The organism is Kibdelosporangium phytohabitans (assembly GCF_001302585.1).
Classification (GTDB): Bacteria; Actinomycetota; Actinomycetes; order Mycobacteriales; family Pseudonocardiaceae; genus Kibdelosporangium; species Kibdelosporangium phytohabitans.
In genome coordinates this window covers 10,914,013-10,931,190 of record NZ_CP012752.1, presented here as the reverse complement: position 1 = coordinate 10,931,190, position 17,178 = coordinate 10,914,013, and the positions used below count along the sequence as shown (strand labels likewise).

Below are 17,178 nucleotides of genomic sequence, written 5' to 3'. Positions count from 1 at the left end.
CGGTAGCTTTTTGATGGCTCGGTAGTCAACCGTGTCCCTCGATCGGGGGATGCCCAGTCGGTGTGTGTCGCAGGAGGCGAACCAGTGCGTGACCGGGTGGCAAGGACCCGTTCCCTGGTGACGATGACGTTCGTGGCCCTTTTCATGGTGGCCTCAGCCGGAGCAGCGTTCGCGCAGGACACCGCACAGGCAATGCCTGCCAACGTCGGCGGCCCGGTCGGCATCGGAGTCGCCGCGGTCGGCCTGACCGGCGTGGTGCTCGGCTTCCTCCGCTTCATCCGCAAGTCGTCGAAAGACGCCAGGGTGACGACGCCGGTCGAAGCTCCCTCGGCTCCCGTCGTGCCGATCGCAGTGGTGGTGGCTGAGCCGGACGTCGCTCCGCAGCCCGCGCCCACCGCCTGACTTCCTCCCGTCCTCGCCCGGCTACCCGTGACTCGGGCGCTCCGGGGGCCGGTGGCACAGAAGCCTCCTGCTTGGTGGTTTTCGGTGGGCGCTTGTTTGTTTCCCTTATTGGGGCTCGCTTAAACCGGTCTCCACGGTTTCGTCCGGAGTTCTTGGTCTTCTCTCGCTGGGACTTCTGCTTGTGGGCAGTGGTTCGTGTCCCGCCGTGGTCAGGTTTTTTGCACGGAACAAGCCCTTCCCTCGCCGGGAGCTGACCCCTCTGGGCAGGAGCCTTGTTTTGGTGTTCGTCCTTCCTCGTGCTCCGGATCCTTGGTGTGTTTTCGGGGCGTGGGCGCTCCTTGGTCCGTGTTGCCTTCGGGTGCGGGTGGCATGCTGGGCTTCGGTGGCGGCTAATAGGATCCGGGTGTGTCCAGCGAGCAGAGTCTTCCTCGGGTGTTGTCCGGTATCCAGCCGACCGCTGACTCCTTCCACCTCGGCAACTACCTCGGTGCCATCCGGCAGTGGGTGGCCATGCAGGAGACTCACGACACCTTCTACTGCGTCGTCGACCTGCACGCGATCACCGTCGAGCACGATCCCGAGTTGCTGCGGCAGCGGACCAGGGTTTCCGCCGCGCAGTTGCTCGCGCTCGGCATCGATCCGGACCGGGCCACTTTGTTCGTGCAGAGCCAGGTTCCCGAGCACCCGCAGCTTTCCTGGGTCATGGAGTGCATGGCCGGGTTCGGTGAGGCCAGCCGGATGACCCAGTTCAAGGACAAGTCCGCACGCCAGGCTCTCGACCGGGTCAGCGTCGGCCTGTTCACGTACCCCGTCCTCCAGGCCGCCGACATCCTGCTCTACCAGGCGAACTTCGTCCCGGTCGGCGAGGACCAGCGGCAGCACCTCGAGCTCACGCGGGATCTGGCTCAGCGGTTCAACTCGCGGTTCGGCAGGACCTTCACGCTCCCCGAGGCCTACATCGTCAAGGACACCGCGAAGATCTTCGATCTCCAGGACCCCACCGCCAAGATGAGCAAGTCTGTTCCCGCCGGTGTCGTCGAGTTGCTCGAGGACCCCAAGAAGGCCGCGAAGAAGATCCGTTCCGCTGTCACCGACACCGGCCGCGAGATCGTCTACGACACCGAGAACAAGCCGGGCGTCAGCAACCTCCTGTCCATCTACTCCGCGCTCACCGGCAAGTCCGTCGCCGATCTGGAGAAGGCGTACGACGGCCGGGGCTACGGCGACCTGAAGAAGGACCTCGGTGAGGTCGTCGTCGACTTCATCACCCCTGTCCAGGCTTCGGTCCGCTCCTACCTCGACGACCCCGCCGAGTTGGACAAGTTGCTGGCGAAGGGTGCCGAGCGGGCTCGCGCCGTCGCCGCCAAGACGCTGGCGCAGACCTACGAAAGGGTGGGTTTTCTCGCCGGGTGAGCGTTTCATCATGCGGAGCACGTGGGTCGGACTTAGCGTCGTTACGTGGGCAAGCTGGATGATTACCGCAGGAAGTGGCCGTGGCTCGACCACTTGATCCGGGCGGGCGACGCGTTTTCCGAGCGGTACGGCAACCAGTTCGCGGCGGCCATCACGTACTTCAGTGTGCTGTCGCTGTTTCCGCTGCTCATGATCGCTTTCGCGGTCGCCGGGTTCGTGTTGCAGGCCCAGCCGGAGCTGTTGACCGAGCTCAAGAACAGCATCAGCGAGGCTGTCCCCGGCAGTCTCGGCAGCACCATCAACGAGGTGGTCACCACCGCTCTGAACTCCAAGAGCACGGTCGGTGTCATCGGTTTGCTCGCTGCCCTCTACTCCGGCATCGGCTGGATGAGCAACCTGCGGGACGCGCTCACCGCGCAGTGGGGCCAGAAAGGCGGCCAGCAGCCGCTGATCCCCACCCTGTTCAAGGACTTGGTCGCGCTGCTCAGCCTCGGTGTCGCGCTCGTCATCTCCTTCGGCCTCACCGCCGCGGGCACCGGGCTGGCGAACCTGCTGCTCAAGCTCGTCGGCCTGGAAGAGGCGGGCTGGGCGAGGGTCCTGCTGTTCATCGCCACCCTGGCGTTGTCGATCATCGCGAACTGGCTGGTGTTCCTCTGGGTGCTCACGCGGCTTCCCCGGGAGAAGGTCGACGTCCGCAGCGCTGTCAAGGGCGCGCTCGCAGCCGCGGTCGGCTTCGAGATCCTCAAGCAGATCGGTGCGATCTACCTGACCACCGTCACCAACTCACCGACCGGCGCGCTTTTCGGCCCTGTCATCGGTCTTCTGGTGTTCGCCAACCTCGTCGCGCGCTTCCTGCTGTTCATCACCGCGTGGACGGCAACGGCCAAAGTCAGCGATCGTCCCGATAACGCTCAATCCACACAGTCTGCTCAGGATCAGTCTCCTCAGGAACCCCCGCAGGGGCAGCCTGACGGGCGTAGCGCAGCCGAATCCGCCAGATCAGGAACCCAAGGATCGTGACGCCGGAGATGGCCATCGCCGCCGTCGGCAGCACACCACCCTGATTGTTGATCGGCTTGCCCGCCGCGTTGCCGGCGGTGCCCCCGCCGTTGCTGCCCTGCGCGCCGGGGGCGTCCGGTGATTCCGGGGCCGCCGGGGGCGTGTTGAGGGTCCCGACAGGCTCGACCTTCTTGCCGCTCAAGCCGAAACCCCAGGTCATCAGGTGCCCTGCCTGGTCGGCCATCCGCACCGGCGTCTGCTCGCCGCGCAACAGCACCACCACGAGTTTGCGGCCCTTCTGCGCCGCGCCGCCGATGTAGGTGTGCCGGGCGTCGTCCGTGAAACCCGTTTTGCCGCCGAGGAATCCGTCGTACTTGCCGAGCAGCCGGTTGTCGTTGTTGACCTTGAAGCCCGCTTTCGTACCCCAGCCCGGCCAGTCGATCTGCTTGGTGGTCAACGCCTCGCCGAACTCCGGGTGCTTCATGGCCTCGCGGTAGAACAACGCCATGTCGTACGCCGAGGTCATCATGCCCGGCCCGTCGAGGCCGGACGGTGTGGCGACCTGGGTGTCCAGCGCGCCGAGCTTCTTGGCCGTCTCGTTCATCTTCGCGACGGTCTTCTCCACGCCACCGATCTGCCGGGCCAACGCGTGCGCCGCGTCGTTTCCCGAGTGCATCAGCAACGCGTGGAACAGCTGATCCACGGTGTACTGCCCACCCGGGCCCATGCCGACCTTGGTGCCGTCCTGGTTGGCGTCCTCCTGCGTGCCGGTGACGACCGTTTTCATGTCCAGCTCGTTCATCACCACGATGGACAGCAGGACCTTGATCACCGACGCGGGGCGCTGACGGGCGTGCGCGTCCTTCGCCGCGATCACGTCACCGCTGGTCAAGTCCGCCAGCAGCCACGACGCGGTGGTCACGTCAGCGGGCACGGCCGGCGCGCCCTGAGGCGTGACGACCGCGCAGCCGCCCAGCTTCTCACCGCCGACCGGTTTGTCCGGCACGGGAAGCGGTTCGGGCGACTTCTGGCCCGGTTTCGCTGTCTCCGAGGTGTCCACCGGGGGTGGTGGACTGGTCTTGTTCGGGCATGAACCGCCCGGTTGCGCTGTCGCCGTGAAGCTCGCGGACGCGAACAGGCACAGCGAGGCGAACAGAAGGGCGAACAGCCGCCGTGACGTCAGGACCACGACTTCAGGTTAGGGCGTGACGGCGGAGTCGGGTCAGCGGGTCTGCGAGCGCAACCGCTTGGCACGGGCCATCTTGCGTTTCGCGGTCATCAACAGGCCGACCAGCACGACGGCACCGGCGAGGAGCGTGATCGGCAGCCCGAACGTGCCGAACGCCGACCGGTGCACCGCGGCGGAGCTGGCCTGCTTGCTCGTCTCCTCCTCGTCGCTGCTCGGCGTGTCCGCGGTCCGGCTGGTCTGCGGCGGTTCGCTGGCACCGGCCAGTTTGCCGACGGACTTCGACCGCGCCGCGGCCAGCGTGAAGCCGTACTCCAGCAGCGACTCGGCCTGCTCGAACGGCTGCTGGTCGGAACGCATCACGGTGACGATCAGCTTCTTGCCGTCCCGCTCGGCGCTGCCGACGAAGACGTTCTTGGCCGCGCTGGTGGTACCGGCTTTGCCGCCGGTCGCGCTCTTGTAGCTGTCGAGCAGCTTGTTGTCGTTGGTCCGGGTGATCGCGGTGTTGCGGGCACCCTGCGGCTTGATCTGCACCTTCTTCGACCCGGTCGCCTCGGCGAACTCGGGGATGCGCATCGCTTCGCGGTAGATCAGCGCCGTGTCGAACGCCGACGTGCTCTGACCGGGCACGTCGTTGCCGTTCGGGTTGACCACCCGGGTGTCGAGCGCGTTCAGCCCGCGGGCGAGGTCGTTCATCTTCTGCGCGGCGACGTCCGGGCCGCCCAGTTCACGGGCCAGCGCGTTGGCCGCGTCCGCGGCGGGGGTGACGATCAGCGCGCGGATCAGGTCCTTGGCGGCGTACTTGCCGTCCGCGACGATGCCGACCCGGGTACCCGTCTGCCGGGTGTCCTCCTTGGTCCCGACGATCACCTGGTCCGGGGCGATCTCCTTGATCGCGACCATGGTCAGCAGAACCTTGACCGTGCCTGCCGGGCGCTGACGCGCGTGCGGCGCGAACCCGGCGAGCACGTCGCCGGTGTCCTGGTCGGCGATCAGCCACGAGTCGGCCGTGATGCCGTCTGGCGGGAAGTTCGCGCCCTTGGGCAGCACCGCTCCGCAGCTGCCCATCTCCGCGCCGCCGACGGGCTCCTTGGGCAGGTCCAACGGCGGTAGCTGGTCGCCGTTGCCCTCGTTGGCCGGCGGCGGGACGGCCTTGGCCGTGCAGCTGGTCGCCTGCTCGCCGTCCGTGGGCTTGTCCGGCTGCTTGCTGCCCGACGAGCTGCCGGGCTTGGGGGTGTTCTTGCCGGACGACGTCCCCGGCTTAGGGGTGCTCGTTGTGGTCGATTGAGCGTTCACCACCGGCGCGGCCGCGAACGTCACGACAGCGGCCATGCTCAGGCTCAGGTTCAGTAGGCGGGCCAGTTGCCGAGCTCGTTCAGGCACACATGCAGGCTAGTCACTCGAAAGTGATGTCGGTTGGCGGGGTGAGTGCGAGGACCGGTCGGTGTCGCGTTCGGTGATGGGCGAATAATGCCGTTCTGGCTGTTTGCACCCCCTTCCCACCACGAGGGAGAAGTTCAGTGGAGTTCGTCCGGCACCTGCTCGTGTTCCTGCACCTGCTCGGTATGGCGATGCTGATCGGCACGCTGATGCTGCAGCTCAAAGCCGGCCAGGACGCGCCGGTGAACAAGGGCTGGTTGCACGGCTCTGGTCTGCAGTTGATCACGGGTCTCGCGCTGATGCTGCTCGCGCCGTTGACCAACGCGGACTACAACCACATGAAACTGGGCATCAAGCTGCTGGTTCTCGTGGTGATCGGCGTGCTCGCGGTGCTCTACGTGACCAAGGACAAGGCGCCGAAGTGGTTCAGCCCGACCGCGGGGGGTCTCGTCGTGCTCAACGTGGGCCTCGCGGTGTTCTGGACCTGATCGTGTGACAGATCGACACGAGGTCTGTGAAAGATCAACATATGGCGTGATGGCAATAACCCTACGTATGGCGTATTTCACTCCATAGAGTTAATCCGTACTGTCAGCCCGTTCATCTGTGGCCGGAGAGTGACCTCTCCGGCGATCAGAGCACGGGAGGGCAAGTGCATCGAAGAAGTTCTGCCGGCCTGGCGCTGTTAGCGCTGGTCGGTCTGGGCGTCAGCGCCTTATCGGCGCCCGCCGTGGCCGCGCCCAGCGCGCCACCGTCCGGGGTCGAGTACGCGCCGGGCGAGCACGATCTGCCGAACAAGTTCGAGGAGAAGCGCAGGGCGCTGCGCCAGGAAGCCCTCGCCGAGGTGCTGTCCGGCCAGGCCAAGGTGGAGAAGCGCGGCGCGAGCACGGTCGCCAAGGTCGGCGACAAGCCCGCCGAGGCCGCCCGCGGCGCGGCCAAGGGCCAGCGCGTCGACCAGTACGTCGAGCTCGGACGGGAGAAGACCGACAAGATCTTCGTCGTCCTCGCGGAGTTCGGCAACAAGCGCGACCCGCGTTACCCCGACGTGGACACCGCGCCCAGCGTGCCGGGACCGACGAAGTTCGACGGTCCGCTGCGCAACGAGATCCCGGCGCCCAACCGTGCGGTCGACAACAGCACCATCTGGCAGCCGGACTACTCCCGTGAGCACTACCAGCAGATGTACTTCGGCCAAGGCGCCGGGGTCGAGTCGCTGAAGACGTTCTACGAGAAGCAGTCATCCGGCCGCTACTCGGTCGACGGCACCGTCACCGACTGGGTCAAGGTCGACTACAACGAAGCGCGCTACGGCCGCTCCAACGGTTTCCCGTGCGCGGGCAACGTCTGCAACAACACCTGGGACCTGGTCCGCGACTCGCTCAACAAGTGGGCCGAGGGCCGCGTCGCCGCCGGTGCGACCAACGAGCAGATCCGCGAGGAGCTCAAGTCCTACGACACGTGGGACCGCTACGACTTCGACAGCGACGGCGACTTCAACGAGCCGGACGGCTACCTCGACCACTTCCAGATCGTGCACTCGGGCGGCGACCAGTCCGATGGTGACCCGATCCAGGGCGAGGACGCGATCTGGAGCCACCGCTGGTACGCGTACTCCAACGCGCCTGACGGCCCCTCGGGCAACAAGCGCGGCGGCACCCAGATCGGCTCGACCGGCCTGTGGGTCGGCGACTACACCATCCAGCCCGAGAACGGCGGCCTCGGCGTGTTCGCGCACGAGTACGGCCACGACCTCGGCCTGCCGGACCACTACGACACCGAAGGCCCGGGCGGCGGGCAGGAGAACGGCGTCAACTGGTGGTCGCTGATGGGCCAGAGCCGCGTGTCGGCGCCGGGCGAGGCGATCGGTACGCGCGCGGCCGACCTGTCCGCGTGGGACAAGCTGCAACTGGGCTGGCTCGACTACGAGGTCGTGGTGGCCGGCCAGGACCGCCGGGTCGACCTCGGCCCGCACGAGTACAACAGCGAGAAAGCCCAAGGCGTCGTGGTGGTGCTGCCCGACAAGCAGAAGACCACCGAGTACGGCAAGCCGTTCGCCGGGACGAAGATGTACTGGAGCGGCAAGGGCGACAACGTCGACAGCAACATCGTCAGGGACGTCGACCTGACCGGCAAGACGTCGGCGACGCTGACCTTGAAGTCCCGTTACGACATCGAAGAGGACTTCGACTACCTGTACGTCCAGGCCTCGACGGACGGCGGCGCGACGTGGACCTCGCTCGACGGCACCGTCAACGGTGCCCCGTTCAAGAAGGACGGCTCGAACGCCCCGGCGCTGACCGGGACGCAGGCGAGCTGGGCCGACGTGTCCGTGCCGCTGACCTCGCTGGCAGGCAAGCAGGCCAAGCTGCGCTTCCGATACGTGACCGACGGTGGTGTGGCGCCGGACGGCTTCTTCGCCGACGACATCAAGATCACCGCTGACGGCGCGGTCGTGTTCAGCGACGGTGCCGAGGGCGCGCCCGCCGGCTGGACCCTCAACGGGTTCAAGCAGACCACGGGCACGGAGACGGCCGCGTTCGACCACTTCTACATCGCGACCAACCGCACGTACGCGTCGTTCGACAAGTACATGCAGACGGGCCCGTACAACTTCGGTGACCCGGCTCGCCCGGACTGGGTGGAGCACTTCCCGTACCAGGACGGTCTCCTGGTGTCCTACTGGGACACCTCGCAGGCGGACAACAACACCAGCGCCCACCCGGGTGAGGGCCTGATCCTGCCGATCGACGCGAACCCCGAGCCGATCTACAACCTGCAGGGCCAGCCGTGGCGTCCGCGCATCGCGGGCTACGACGCGCCGTTCTCGTTGCAGAAGTCGGACTCGTTCACGTTGCTCGCCAACGGACGGCCCAGCTACGTCCGCGGCAAGGCGGCCCAGCCGCTGTTCGACGACACCAAGCCGTACTGGTCCTCGGGCCAGCCGACCGCGGGCGTGAAGCTGCCCGCGGCCGGGGTGAAGATCAAGGTGCAGTCGCAGCACGGCACTTCGATGACGGTCCGCGTCTTCAAGTAGGCCCTTGTGTTCCGAGCGGGGTGGCCGGTTCGCCCGGCCACCCCGTTTCGCTTTCGTCAGAGCTGTTCGAGCAGTTCGGCCGCGTGGCCGAACAGGTCCGCGTTGAACTTGTTCGCGATGACCGCGACGCCGGACCTCGACTCCCGCGAGAACATGGCCATGCTGGTGAACCCGCCGGTGCCGCCGTCGTGGAAGACCACTTCGCGGCCGCTCGGCAACGTGTACATGTGCCAGCCGAGCCCGGCCCGGTACTCCGGGCTGATCTCGAACCTGGGGCGCTGCACGAGATCCAGCGCGGGTTTGAGCCAGAACGGCGCGTCGCCGACGTGTGCGCGCATGTACCGCAGCAGGTCGTTGATCGTTCCGTACAACGCGCCCGCGCCGGGGATGACCGGCAGACGCCAGTCCGGCGTCGCCTTGCCCTCCGAGTCGTAGCCCTGGACCTTGCGCTGCCGTTGGAGCGGGTTGAGCGTCAGCACGGTGTCGGCGAGCCCCAGCGGGTTCGTGATCCGGTGCCGGACGAGCGCCTCGTAGTTCCTGGTCAACGCAAGGCCCAACAGGCCTGCGCCGTAGTTGGAGTAGGCGTATTGCGTGCCGGGTGGCGTGACCAGGGTGGTTTTCTTCAGTGCTTCGACGAGGAATTCCTCGGTGATGTGGGCGTACGGGTCCCGCAGGTCCAAGCCGGGGTGTTCCAGCAGACCCGGCGGCAGCGGGGGCATTCCCGAGGTGTGCGAGGACAACTGCGCCATGGTCACGCCTTGCGGCGCGGGAAAGCGGCGGGGCAGGTGCTTGCCCAGCGGGTCGTCGACGCGGCCGGTCAGCGCCAGCAGCACCGCGGTGAAGGTCTTGGTGATCGAGCCGATTTGGAAGATCGAGTCGCCGCGCAGGGCGTACGCCTCCCGGCCGCGGAACGCGCCGACGGCGACCGTGTCGTAGCCGGTGATCTTGGTGGCTTGCTCGTCCACCAGGGATTTCAGGGAGCCCGTGGCCGCCGCTGGTGTGGCGGTCAGCGTGAGCCCGGTCGCCGCGGTCGCGGCGAGGACTGTTCGTCTGCTCGGCATGGTGTTTCCCCCGTCATGCTGGATTCTGGACAGCGGTGAGCACGGTCAGCAGCGGGACGACCTTCGCTCCCGGTACGGCGTAGTGCCCTCGTGAGGTCACTTGCAGCCAGCCGGCGGCCACGAGTTGGCGCAGGTGGTGGTACAGCTGGCCGGTGGTGCCCAGTGCCTCGTGATCCTGGAGTCCGGCGGTCGTCTGCACGCCTGTGAGGATCAGCCGCAGCAACAGCAGCCGGACCGGGTGACCGAGCGCGGCGATGGTGGCGCTCAGCTCGGACCAGTCCGTCTCCAGCAGGTTCTCGACCGTCTCGCCCTGTTGCCACTCGTAGTGGTGCCCGGTTGGCAGTGGGACGGTTCCGGTGAACAGCACCGCGCCTTCCGGCGAGCGCTCCCTGACCCCTTCCAATGCCCACAACTGGCCGGCGGACACCGGTTTCGGCTGTCCTTCCAGCGCGGCGACCCGCTCCTCCAGTGCGGCCAGCCGCTCGTCGAACTCCATGTGGCCATCCTACGTAATTACGTAGAAGTTGCAACATGGGTAGACGCAAGCCAGCCGGTCGTCCCACTGGGGGTGGGGGACGACCGGCTGGTGGATTGCCGCTTTCCGGCGTTTACGCGAAACCGGGATTATTCAGTTCGAATCAGACACCGGCGGTGCTGCGGATGAATGAACGGCTGTTCGCGACACTCGCGTAATTCTGGGTGCCCTGCGGGTTCGAGCCGCTGTTCTCACCGGTCGAGCAGACGCCGACCTGCACGCCGTTGGCGATCTGCGGGCCACCCGAGTCGCCGTGCCACGCGGCGCCGTTCACGCCGACGCTGGCGATCGCCGGGCCGCCGTACGCGTCCGAACTGGTGCCGGTGACGCGGACGTTCGCGGTCTTGAGCACCGGGGACGGCGGGTTGCTGCCCTGGGTGCGGCCCCAGCCGTAGATCTGGTTGGTCGAGCCGATGGCCGGGTTCGAGTCGGCCAGCTTGATGTACGTGGTCTGCACGGCGGAGCTCAAGTGCAGCAACAGGATGTCGCCGCTGGGCGCGGTCGCCTTGCGGTCGACCGTGCGGTTCTGGCCCTGGCCGAGGTTGACGTTGCCGACCTTCACCGACAGGCTCGAGCCGTCGCAGTGCCGCGCGGTGAGCACCCACTGCGGCGCGATGATCGAGCCGGAGCAGTTGAACTGGCCGTTCACGTAGACCTGCGCGCCCCAGGGTGCGGAGCTGACAGTGCCACCGCCGATGATCATCGGCTCGGCTGACGTGGTGCCGGCGAGCGCGGCAGGCGCACCGACAGCGGAAATGGCGACCGCGAGCGCGGCACCCGAAACGAACTTACGCATGAAAGCGCATTCCTTTCAATGCAGGGTAGAAAAGGAATGGCCCGGGGGCTGCCCTCGAATCGCGCCCCGAACGCTCTTTCACGCTAGGCCGCACGCGGATACGCGGTAAACCCTTCGATCGTATGGTTAGGCCGAACGGCCCATCGGGCACAAATTAGACATAGGTATACGAACATGAAAAACGGCCCCTCGCCGGTACGAAGGGCCGTTGTTACGCATTCGCGTAGTTCAGCGGCGGAACAGCAGCGCCCGTTTGACTTCCTGGATGGCCTTGGTGACCTGGATGCCACGCGGGCACGCGTCCGTGCAGTTGAAGGTGGTGCGGCAGCGCCAGACGCCCTCGGTGTCGTTGAGGATGTCCAGGCGGTCGCCCGCGCCTTCGTCACGGCTGTCGAAGATGAACCGGTGTGCGTTGACGATCGCTGCCGGGCCGAAGTACGAGCCGTCGGTCCAGTACACCGGGCACGAGGTCGTGCAGCAGGCGCAGAGGATGCACTTGGTCGTGTCGTCGAAGCGCTCGCGGTCGGCCACCGACTGGATGCGCTCACGCGTCGGTTCGTTGCCGTAGGTGATCAGGTACGGCTTCACCGCGCGGAACGCCTCGAAGAACGGCTCCATGTCGACCAGCAGGTCCTTGCGGGCTTCGAGACCCTTGATCGGCGCGAGCGTGATCGTGGTCGTCTTGCCCTTGCGCGCCAACAGGTCCTTCACCAGCACCTTGCACGCCAGCCGGTTGATGCCGTTGATCTGCATCGCGTCCGAGCCGCAGATGCCGTGCGCGCAGGATCGGCGGAAGGTCAGCGTGCCGTCGATGTACCACTTCACGTAGTGCAGCAGGTTCAGCACGCGGTCCGTGGGCAGCGCCGGGATGTCGTACGTCTCCCAGTGCGGCGCGTCGTCGACTTCCGGGTTGTAGCGCAGGATCTTCAGCGCGACCAGGACCGCGTCCTTGGAGACCTCGGGTACCTTGCCGCGGGTGCCTGACGTGGACTCAACTGTTGCAGTCATCAGTACTTGCGCTCCATCGGCTTGTACCGGGTAAAGGTCACGGGCTTGTAGTCAAGGCGGATGTCCGCGGTCAGCGAGTCACCTTCCTTGTAGGCCATGGTGTGACGCATGTAGTTCGTGTCGTCCCGGTTCGGATAGTCCTCACGGGCGTGGCCGCCGCGGGATTCCTTGCGGTTCAACGCGCCGACCACGAGGATCTCGGCGAGTTCGAGCAGGAAGCCCAGCTCGATCGCCTCGAGCAGGTCGGTGTTGTAGCGCTTGCCCTTGTCCTGCACGGTGATGTGCGCGTAGCGGGACTTCAGCGCCTGCACGTCGTGCAGTGCCTGCTTGAGCGTGTCCTCCGTGCGGTACACCGAGGCGTTGGCGTCCATTGTGGCCTGGAGCTCGGTGCGGATGTCCGCGACGCGCTCACGGCCGTGCTCGGACAGCACCAGCGCCAGCTGGTCCTCGACGAACTGCGACGGGTTCTCCGGCAGGTCGACGTGCTCGTGGGCGTTGGCGTACTCGGCGGCCGCGATCCCGGCGCGACGGCCGAAGACGTTGATGTCCAGCAACGAGTTCGTGCCGAGCCGGTTCGCGCCGTGCACCGACACGCACGCGCACTCGCCTGCCGCGTACAGGCCGGGGATGACGTGGTCGTTGTCCCGCAACACTTCCGCGTGGATGTTGGTCGGGATACCGCCCATCGCGTAGTGCGCGGTCGGGTACACCGGCACCGGCTCCTTCACCGGGTCGACCGCGAGGTACGTGCGGGCGAACTCGGTGATGTCCGGCAGCTTGGTCTCCAGTACCTCGGCGCCCAGGTGCGTGCAGTCGAGCAGCACGTAGTCCTTGTTCGGCCCGGCACCGCGGCCTTCCAGCACCTCCAGCGCCATCGAACGGGCCACGATGTCGCGCGGCGCCAGGTCCTTGATGGTCGGTGCGTAGCGCTCCATGAACCGCTCACCGGAGGCGTTGCGCAGGATCGCGCCTTCGCCGCGTGCGCCCTCGGTCAGCAGGATGCCCAGTCCGGCCAGGCCGGTCGGGTGGAACTGGTAGAACTCCATGTCCTCCAACGGCAGGCCCTTGCGGAAGATGATGCCCATGCCGTCGCCGGTCAGCGTGTGCGCGTTCGACGTGGTCTTGAAGACCTTGCCGAACCCGCCCGTCGCGAACACCACGGACTTGGCCTGGAAGACGTGGATCTCGCCGGTCGCCAGCTCGTAGGCGATCGCGCCGGTGCACACCGGGTCGCCGTTCGCGTCCGGCGTCAGGCAGATGTCGAGCACGTAGAACTCGTTGAAGAACTCGATGCCGTGCTTGACGCAGTTCTGGTACAGCGTCTGCAGGATCATGTGGCCGGTGCGGTCCGCCGCGTAGCAGGCCCGGCGCACGGCGGCCTCACCGTGGTTGCGCGTGTGCCCGCCGAAGCGCCGCTGGTCGATCCTGCCTTCGGGCGTCCGGTTGAACGGCAGGCCCATCTTCTCCAGGTCGAGCACGGCGTCGATGGCCTCCTTGGCCATGATCTCCGCCGCGTCCTGGTCGACGAGGTAGTCGCCGCCCTTGATGGTGTCGAAGGTGTGCCACTCCCAGTTGTCCTCTTCGACGTTGGCCAGCGCGGCGCACATGCCGCCCTGCGCCGCGCCGGTGTGCGAACGCGTGGGGTAGAGCTTGGTGAGCACAGCGGTTCGGGCCCGCTGGCCGGATTCGATCGCGGCTCGCATGCCGGCGCCGCCCGCGCCGACGATCACCACGTCGTACTTGTGGAACTGCATTGGTTTCGCCTTCGTGGTGTGGTGGATCAGGCGTCGAAGTTCGGGTCGAACGTGAAGATCACGAACGTGCCGAGCGCGAGGATCAGCACCATCGAGACGTAGAGCACGACTTTCAGCCAGAACCGGGTGGCGTCCTTGCGGGCGTAGTCGTTGATGATCGTGCGCAGCCCGTTGCCGCCGTGGATCTCGGCCAGCCACAGCATGGCCAGGTCCCAGAACTGCCAGAACGGCGACGACCAGCGACCGGCGACGAAGCCCCAGTTGATCCGGTGCACACCGCCGTCGAGGATGTTCATGATCAGCAGGTGGCCGAGCACGAGGACCAGCAGCGCGACGCCGGACACGCGCATGAAGACCCAGCTGGCCAGCTCCCAGTTGTTGCGCCGGGCGGCCGGGCGGCGCGGGGAGCGGGGCTTGTCCAGAGCGAGCGTCATCATGAGCCCCCGAACATCTCGGTGACGGTCCGGACGAGCATGAAGTAGGCGCCGGGCAGCATCACCAGCAGCCAGACCACGAGGATGCCCCAGAGCATCTGCCTCTGGTAGCGCGGCCCCTTGGCCCAGAAGTCCACGAGCATCACCCGCACGCCGTTGAGCGCGTGGTAGAGCACCGCGCCGACCAGGCCGACCTCCATCAGGTTGACCAGTGGCGTCTTGTACGTCTCGATGATCTCGTTGTAGGCCTGCGGCGACACCCGGACCAGCGCGGTGTCCAGCACGTGCGCGAACAGGAAGAAGAACGTGAGCACACCGGTGATCCGGTGCGCCACCCAAGACCACATACCCGGGTCACCGCGGTACAACGTCCCGCGTCGGCTGGGCCGCGACACCTCAGCGGCTTCGGCGGACATCGGCTTTCAAGCCTCCAACATCGCTGGCTCCGGCTGGGATGGGCTGGGAGTCCAACCGGGACGGTTACCCACCGCGCCTTGACCCGAGGGATGCTAGTCCGGTCGCCCTCGGCTGGCCCAACCAGCGGCTGGCGTCTGTGACCCACCGAACACCCCGATTGCGCCAAATGCCCGCCCGGACGGCCGGACGATGACAGGCTGTCGGCCGTGGTCCCCCTGATCGGGCTCGCCATCGGCGCGGCCCTCCTGCAGCCCGCTGACGTGCCGAAGCTCGACGTCCCGGCGGCGATCAGAGCGCTGGAGACCCAGCAGGTCCACCAGGCCCCCGGTGCGGTGGCCAACATCGACCTCGACGTCGTCAGGCGTGAGATGGCACCGGACACGAAGCTGCTCATCGCGCCGTTCGAACGCGGCTACAAGGACGACGAGCACTACGAGCAGGTGTCGGTGCCGTTGAAGAAATGGGCGGACGCCAAGAAGGTGCGACTGATCACAGTGGAGGGCCTGTACACGAGGTGGGGGCCGTCCAACCTGACCGAGTTGCGGCAGCAGACGGCGTACATGGACATCACCGGCCCCGCTCTGGCCTCGGTCAGGGAGATCAACCGCGTGCCGGTCGGCCAGGCCTACCCGGCGTACCAGGTGCTCGCGCCGACGTCCGCGCAGGTCGCTGACCTGGCCGGGAAGCTGCGGCAGAACCCCGTCCACAACGCGCCGGACCGGGCCGACAAGTTCACGCTGTCGCCCAGAACGATTCAGGAGAAGACAGGTTTCACGATCCGGGTCGCGGCCCTGCCCGCGCTCAGGCCGGGCGAGCCGTTCGTGGACTACGCGCCCGCACTGGCCGCGCAATTCCCTGACGACATCGTGTTGGTAGCCCAGGGCTATTGGGTGGAGGTCGCGGGCAAGGACAAGGAACGCGTCGACTCGGCGCGCAACTACGCTTTCGGCCGGTACGAGATCGGGACGTTCTCCAAGGGCGGCACGATCGACGGCCGCGTGGCCACGATCATCACGCGACTGGACGAACTGAGCCGCAGCAAGCCTTTCGGACGGCCGCAGCCGGAGACCTACGACCCCGCGCGGACGATCGCGCGCTACACCCCGCTGGCGTGGGGCGGATCGGCGGTGGTGCTCGGCGGCGGAGCGCTCGCCGGGTTCGCGCTGCGCCGCAAGCGGCGGCAGCAGGCCGCGGACGCCGCGTTGCTGAAGGCGAAAGCCAAGGCGTACGCCAGGATCAGCGAACTGGGCGCGGCGTTGACCGAACAGGCCCCGACGGCGGCGGCCGAGCGGTACACGACCGCGCGTGACTTGTTCGAACAGGCGCACACCGCCGAGGCGATGGCCGAGGTGGAGCGGATCGCGGACGAAGGGCTGGCCGCGCTGTGAGCGGGGAACTGGGGCCGGTCGAGCGTTTCCTGCGACGCGAGAAGTACTTCGGCGTGCCGAGGTGGGTCGTGGGTGGCGTGCTGGTCGGCGTGATCGCGTCCGTCGCGCTGGTCCGCGGCCAGGTCACGACCACCGACCGCGTCCGCGCGGCCGTCGAGGGATTCCGGCACAGCTCGGTGTACGTGGAGCCCGGCGCCCCGCCGACGGTGAACGCCGAGCACGTCCGCCGGGTGCTCGGTGATCGCCCGATCGTGGTGGCGATCCTCAACGGCGAACCGATGCCGCCGTCCGGCAAGTCGCTGGTCACGGCCGGGTTGAAGCTGTGCGACGACCTCGCGAGCCTGGTGCCGACCAACCTGGTGATCGTCTACGGCAACGAGCCGGGCAAGGGCTACAACCCGGCCTTCTGCGTCGGCCCCAGGTTCAACAACGAGGACCACCCGGTCAACGCGTCCAATTTCGACTTCGTGCTGATCGCCAAGGCGGAGTCGGCGTGGAAGTACCGCGAGTCCCCGACTGACCTGACGCCGCAGGTCGAGGAGTATGTGCTGGCCTACGACGCGCAGGCGGCCAAGGACTACCCGGACAGCGTGCCGCGCCGCGGTGCCGTGCCGGACAAGCTGGCGACGGGCGAGATCGTGCTGTCCCTCGGCGGGATCGTCGCCGCCTGCGTCGCCCTGTTCTTCCTCCTGCACCTGGCAGCAAGGGCAGTCGGTCGCCGCGGGCCGCGCAGCCGGGAGCGGCTCGAGACGGAGGCGCGGCTGAGCAGGATCGGTGAGTACGTGCTGTCGGCCGATCCGCAGGACGCCAACCAGGCCGAGGTGGCGAGGCAGTACGTGCTCGCGTTGCAGGGACACGAGTCCGGTGCGAACGTGCGACGGCAGGTCGACGAGCTGGAGAGGCTGGTCCGGTGACGTGGGTGCTGATCGTGGGCGCGGTGGTCGTGCTGGCCGCGGGCGCGTTGGTGCCCGTGCTGGTCGGCAGGCAGAAGCACAGCAGCAACGACGAGGCCATCGCCGCGCGATCCCGCCACAACCAGCTCGGCGTGCACGTCGAGGTCCTGCCGCCGACAGTCGACGAACGCGTGGCCGCCCTGCTCAGGCAGGCGAGGGAACGCTGGGTGACGGCCGGTGGCGTGCTCGCCAGGGCCCGGACCGAGGAGGAGTTCGAACTGGCGGAGCGGATCTGCCTGGAAGGCCTCGAACTGGTGGCGCGGGCCCGCGGCTGACCGCGACGGCCACTCTGGGAAAAGCCGCGACGCGGTCGGGTGATCGCTGCCAGTCTGTGCGGTGTGGTTCCTTTGATCAGCCTCGCGCTGGGCCTCGCCACGCTGCAGCCCACCGCCGCGCCGGGAAACTGGATGTTCCCGCC

16 protein-coding genes and 1 pseudogene are annotated in these 17,178 nt (G+C 67.3%); 8 read left to right on the top strand and 9 right to left on the bottom strand.

From position 1 onward, the window contains the following. The first annotated feature begins 123 nt into the window (after positions 1–123). The 3 genes from AOZ06_RS48875 to yhjD all read left to right on the top strand — a co-directional run bounded on the left by AOZ06_RS48875 (position 124) and on the right by yhjD (position 2,835). Positions 124–402 (top strand): hypothetical protein, encoded by a 279-nt coding sequence (locus AOZ06_RS48875; protein WP_054295623.1) that lies wholly within the window; start codon positions 124–126, stop codon positions 400–402. Between the two features lie 405 nt (positions 403–807). Continuing rightward, positions 808–1,815 carry a tryptophan--tRNA ligase gene (gene trpS / locus AOZ06_RS48870; protein ID WP_054295622.1) on the top strand — a complete coding sequence of 336 codons (1,008 nt, stop codon included), beginning with the start codon at positions 808–810 and terminating at the stop codon, positions 1,813–1,815. A 45-nt stretch (positions 1,816–1,860) separates the two neighbouring features. Then, on the top strand, positions 1,861–2,835 hold the full coding sequence (gene yhjD / locus AOZ06_RS55595; protein WP_083472432.1) for an inner membrane protein YhjD: 975 nt from the start codon (positions 1,861–1,863) through the stop codon (positions 2,833–2,835). A gap of 256 nt (positions 2,836–3,091) precedes the next feature. On the opposite strand, the pseudogene AOZ06_RS61055 reads toward yhjD, so the two are convergent. Continuing rightward, positions 3,092–3,736, bottom strand: a pseudogene (locus AOZ06_RS61055) (D-alanyl-D-alanine carboxypeptidase family protein); the annotation flags it as partial. Between the two features lie 300 nt (positions 3,737–4,036). Then, positions 4,037–5,383, bottom strand: a complete 1,347-nt coding sequence (locus tag AOZ06_RS48855; RefSeq protein WP_157233659.1) for a D-alanyl-D-alanine carboxypeptidase family protein — start codon at positions 5,381–5,383, stop codon at positions 4,037–4,039. A gap of 137 nt (positions 5,384–5,520) precedes the next feature. On the opposite strand from AOZ06_RS48855, the gene AOZ06_RS48850 reads away from it, so the two are divergent. After that, positions 5,521–5,868, top strand: coding sequence for a hypothetical protein (locus tag AOZ06_RS48850; protein ID WP_054295620.1), 348 nt, complete (start codon positions 5,521–5,523; stop codon positions 5,866–5,868). Between the two features lie 164 nt (positions 5,869–6,032). Continuing rightward, on the top strand, positions 6,033–8,414 hold the full coding sequence (locus tag AOZ06_RS48845; protein WP_054295619.1) for an immune inhibitor A domain-containing protein: 2,382 nt from the start codon (positions 6,033–6,035) through the stop codon (positions 8,412–8,414). Between the two features lie 56 nt (positions 8,415–8,470). On the opposite strand, the gene AOZ06_RS48840 is transcribed toward AOZ06_RS48845, so the two are convergent. The 7 genes from AOZ06_RS48840 to sdhC form a co-directional block, all read right to left on the bottom strand. After that, positions 8,471–9,475 (bottom strand): serine hydrolase domain-containing protein, encoded by a 1,005-nt coding sequence (locus AOZ06_RS48840; RefSeq protein WP_054295618.1) that lies wholly within the window; start codon positions 9,473–9,475, stop codon positions 8,471–8,473. Positions 9,476–9,488: 13 nt separating this feature from the next. After that, on the bottom strand, positions 9,489–9,971 hold the full coding sequence (locus tag AOZ06_RS48835) for a hypothetical protein (protein WP_054295617.1): 483 nt from the start codon (positions 9,969–9,971) through the stop codon (positions 9,489–9,491). Between the two features lie 142 nt (positions 9,972–10,113). Then, complete coding sequence (locus AOZ06_RS48830) at positions 10,114–10,806, bottom strand: S1 family peptidase (RefSeq protein WP_054295616.1); 693 nt, start codon at positions 10,804–10,806, stop codon at positions 10,114–10,116. A gap of 228 nt (positions 10,807–11,034) precedes the next feature. Continuing rightward, positions 11,035–11,814 carry a succinate dehydrogenase iron-sulfur subunit gene (locus tag AOZ06_RS48825; protein WP_054295615.1) on the bottom strand — a complete coding sequence of 260 codons (780 nt, stop codon included), beginning with the start codon at positions 11,812–11,814 and terminating at the stop codon, positions 11,035–11,037. Then, positions 11,814–13,568, bottom strand: coding sequence for a succinate dehydrogenase flavoprotein subunit (gene sdhA, locus AOZ06_RS48820; RefSeq protein ID WP_054295614.1), 1,755 nt, complete (start codon positions 13,566–13,568; stop codon positions 11,814–11,816). Before sdhA ends, AOZ06_RS48825 begins: the two co-directional genes overlap by 1 nt. A 26-nt stretch (positions 13,569–13,594) precedes the next feature. Continuing rightward, complete coding sequence (locus AOZ06_RS48815; protein ID WP_054295613.1) at positions 13,595–14,005, bottom strand: succinate dehydrogenase/fumarate reductase transmembrane subunit; 411 nt, start codon at positions 14,003–14,005, stop codon at positions 13,595–13,597. Further along, positions 14,002–14,418 carry a succinate dehydrogenase, cytochrome b556 subunit gene (sdhC, locus tag AOZ06_RS48810; RefSeq protein ID WP_054295612.1) on the bottom strand — a complete coding sequence of 139 codons (417 nt, stop codon included), beginning with the start codon at positions 14,416–14,418 and terminating at the stop codon, positions 14,002–14,004. The genes AOZ06_RS48815 and sdhC overlap by 4 nt, the downstream gene beginning before the upstream one ends. Before the next feature lie 207 nt (positions 14,419–14,625). Here sdhC and AOZ06_RS48805 point away from each other — a divergent pair, with 207 nt between their 5' ends. From AOZ06_RS48805 to AOZ06_RS48795, 3 genes are read left to right on the top strand one after another with little or no spacing between them, the layout of a single operon-like run. Continuing rightward, on the top strand, positions 14,626–15,807 hold the full coding sequence (locus AOZ06_RS48805) for a hypothetical protein (protein WP_054295611.1): 1,182 nt from the start codon (positions 14,626–14,628) through the stop codon (positions 15,805–15,807). Next, entirely contained in the window at positions 15,804–16,721 is a 918-nt protein-coding gene (locus AOZ06_RS48800) for a hypothetical protein (RefSeq protein WP_054295610.1), read from the top strand. The genes AOZ06_RS48805 and AOZ06_RS48800 overlap by 4 nt, the downstream gene beginning before the upstream one ends. Further along, positions 16,718–17,035, top strand: coding sequence for a hypothetical protein (locus AOZ06_RS48795; protein ID WP_054295609.1), 318 nt, complete (start codon positions 16,718–16,720; stop codon positions 17,033–17,035). The genes AOZ06_RS48800 and AOZ06_RS48795 overlap by 4 nt, the downstream gene beginning before the upstream one ends. The last annotated feature ends 143 nt before the right edge of the window (positions 17,036–17,178 follow it).

Coding starts and splice junctions, on each gene's coding strand:
- AOZ06_RS48875 (WP_054295623.1), top strand. CDS start 124: ATGACGTTCGTGGCCCTTTTCATGGTGGCCTCAGCCGGAGCAGCGTTC.
- AOZ06_RS48825 (WP_054295615.1), bottom strand. CDS start 11,814: ATGACTGCAACAGTTGAGTCCACGTCAGGCACCCGCGGCAAGGTACCC.
- AOZ06_RS48835 (WP_054295617.1), bottom strand. CDS start 9,971: ATGGAGTTCGACGAGCGGCTGGCCGCACTGGAGGAGCGGGTCGCCGCG.
- AOZ06_RS48815 (WP_054295613.1), bottom strand. CDS start 14,005: ATGATGACGCTCGCTCTGGACAAGCCCCGCTCCCCGCGCCGCCCGGCC.
- sdhC (WP_054295612.1), bottom strand. CDS start 14,418: ATGTCCGCCGAAGCCGCTGAGGTGTCGCGGCCCAGCCGACGCGGGACG.
- AOZ06_RS48830 (WP_054295616.1), bottom strand. CDS start 10,806: ATGCGTAAGTTCGTTTCGGGTGCCGCGCTCGCGGTCGCCATTTCCGCT.
- sdhA (WP_054295614.1), bottom strand. CDS start 13,568: ATGCAGTTCCACAAGTACGACGTGGTGATCGTCGGCGCGGGCGGCGCC.
- AOZ06_RS48840 (WP_054295618.1), bottom strand. CDS start 9,475: ATGCCGAGCAGACGAACAGTCCTCGCCGCGACCGCGGCGACCGGGCTC.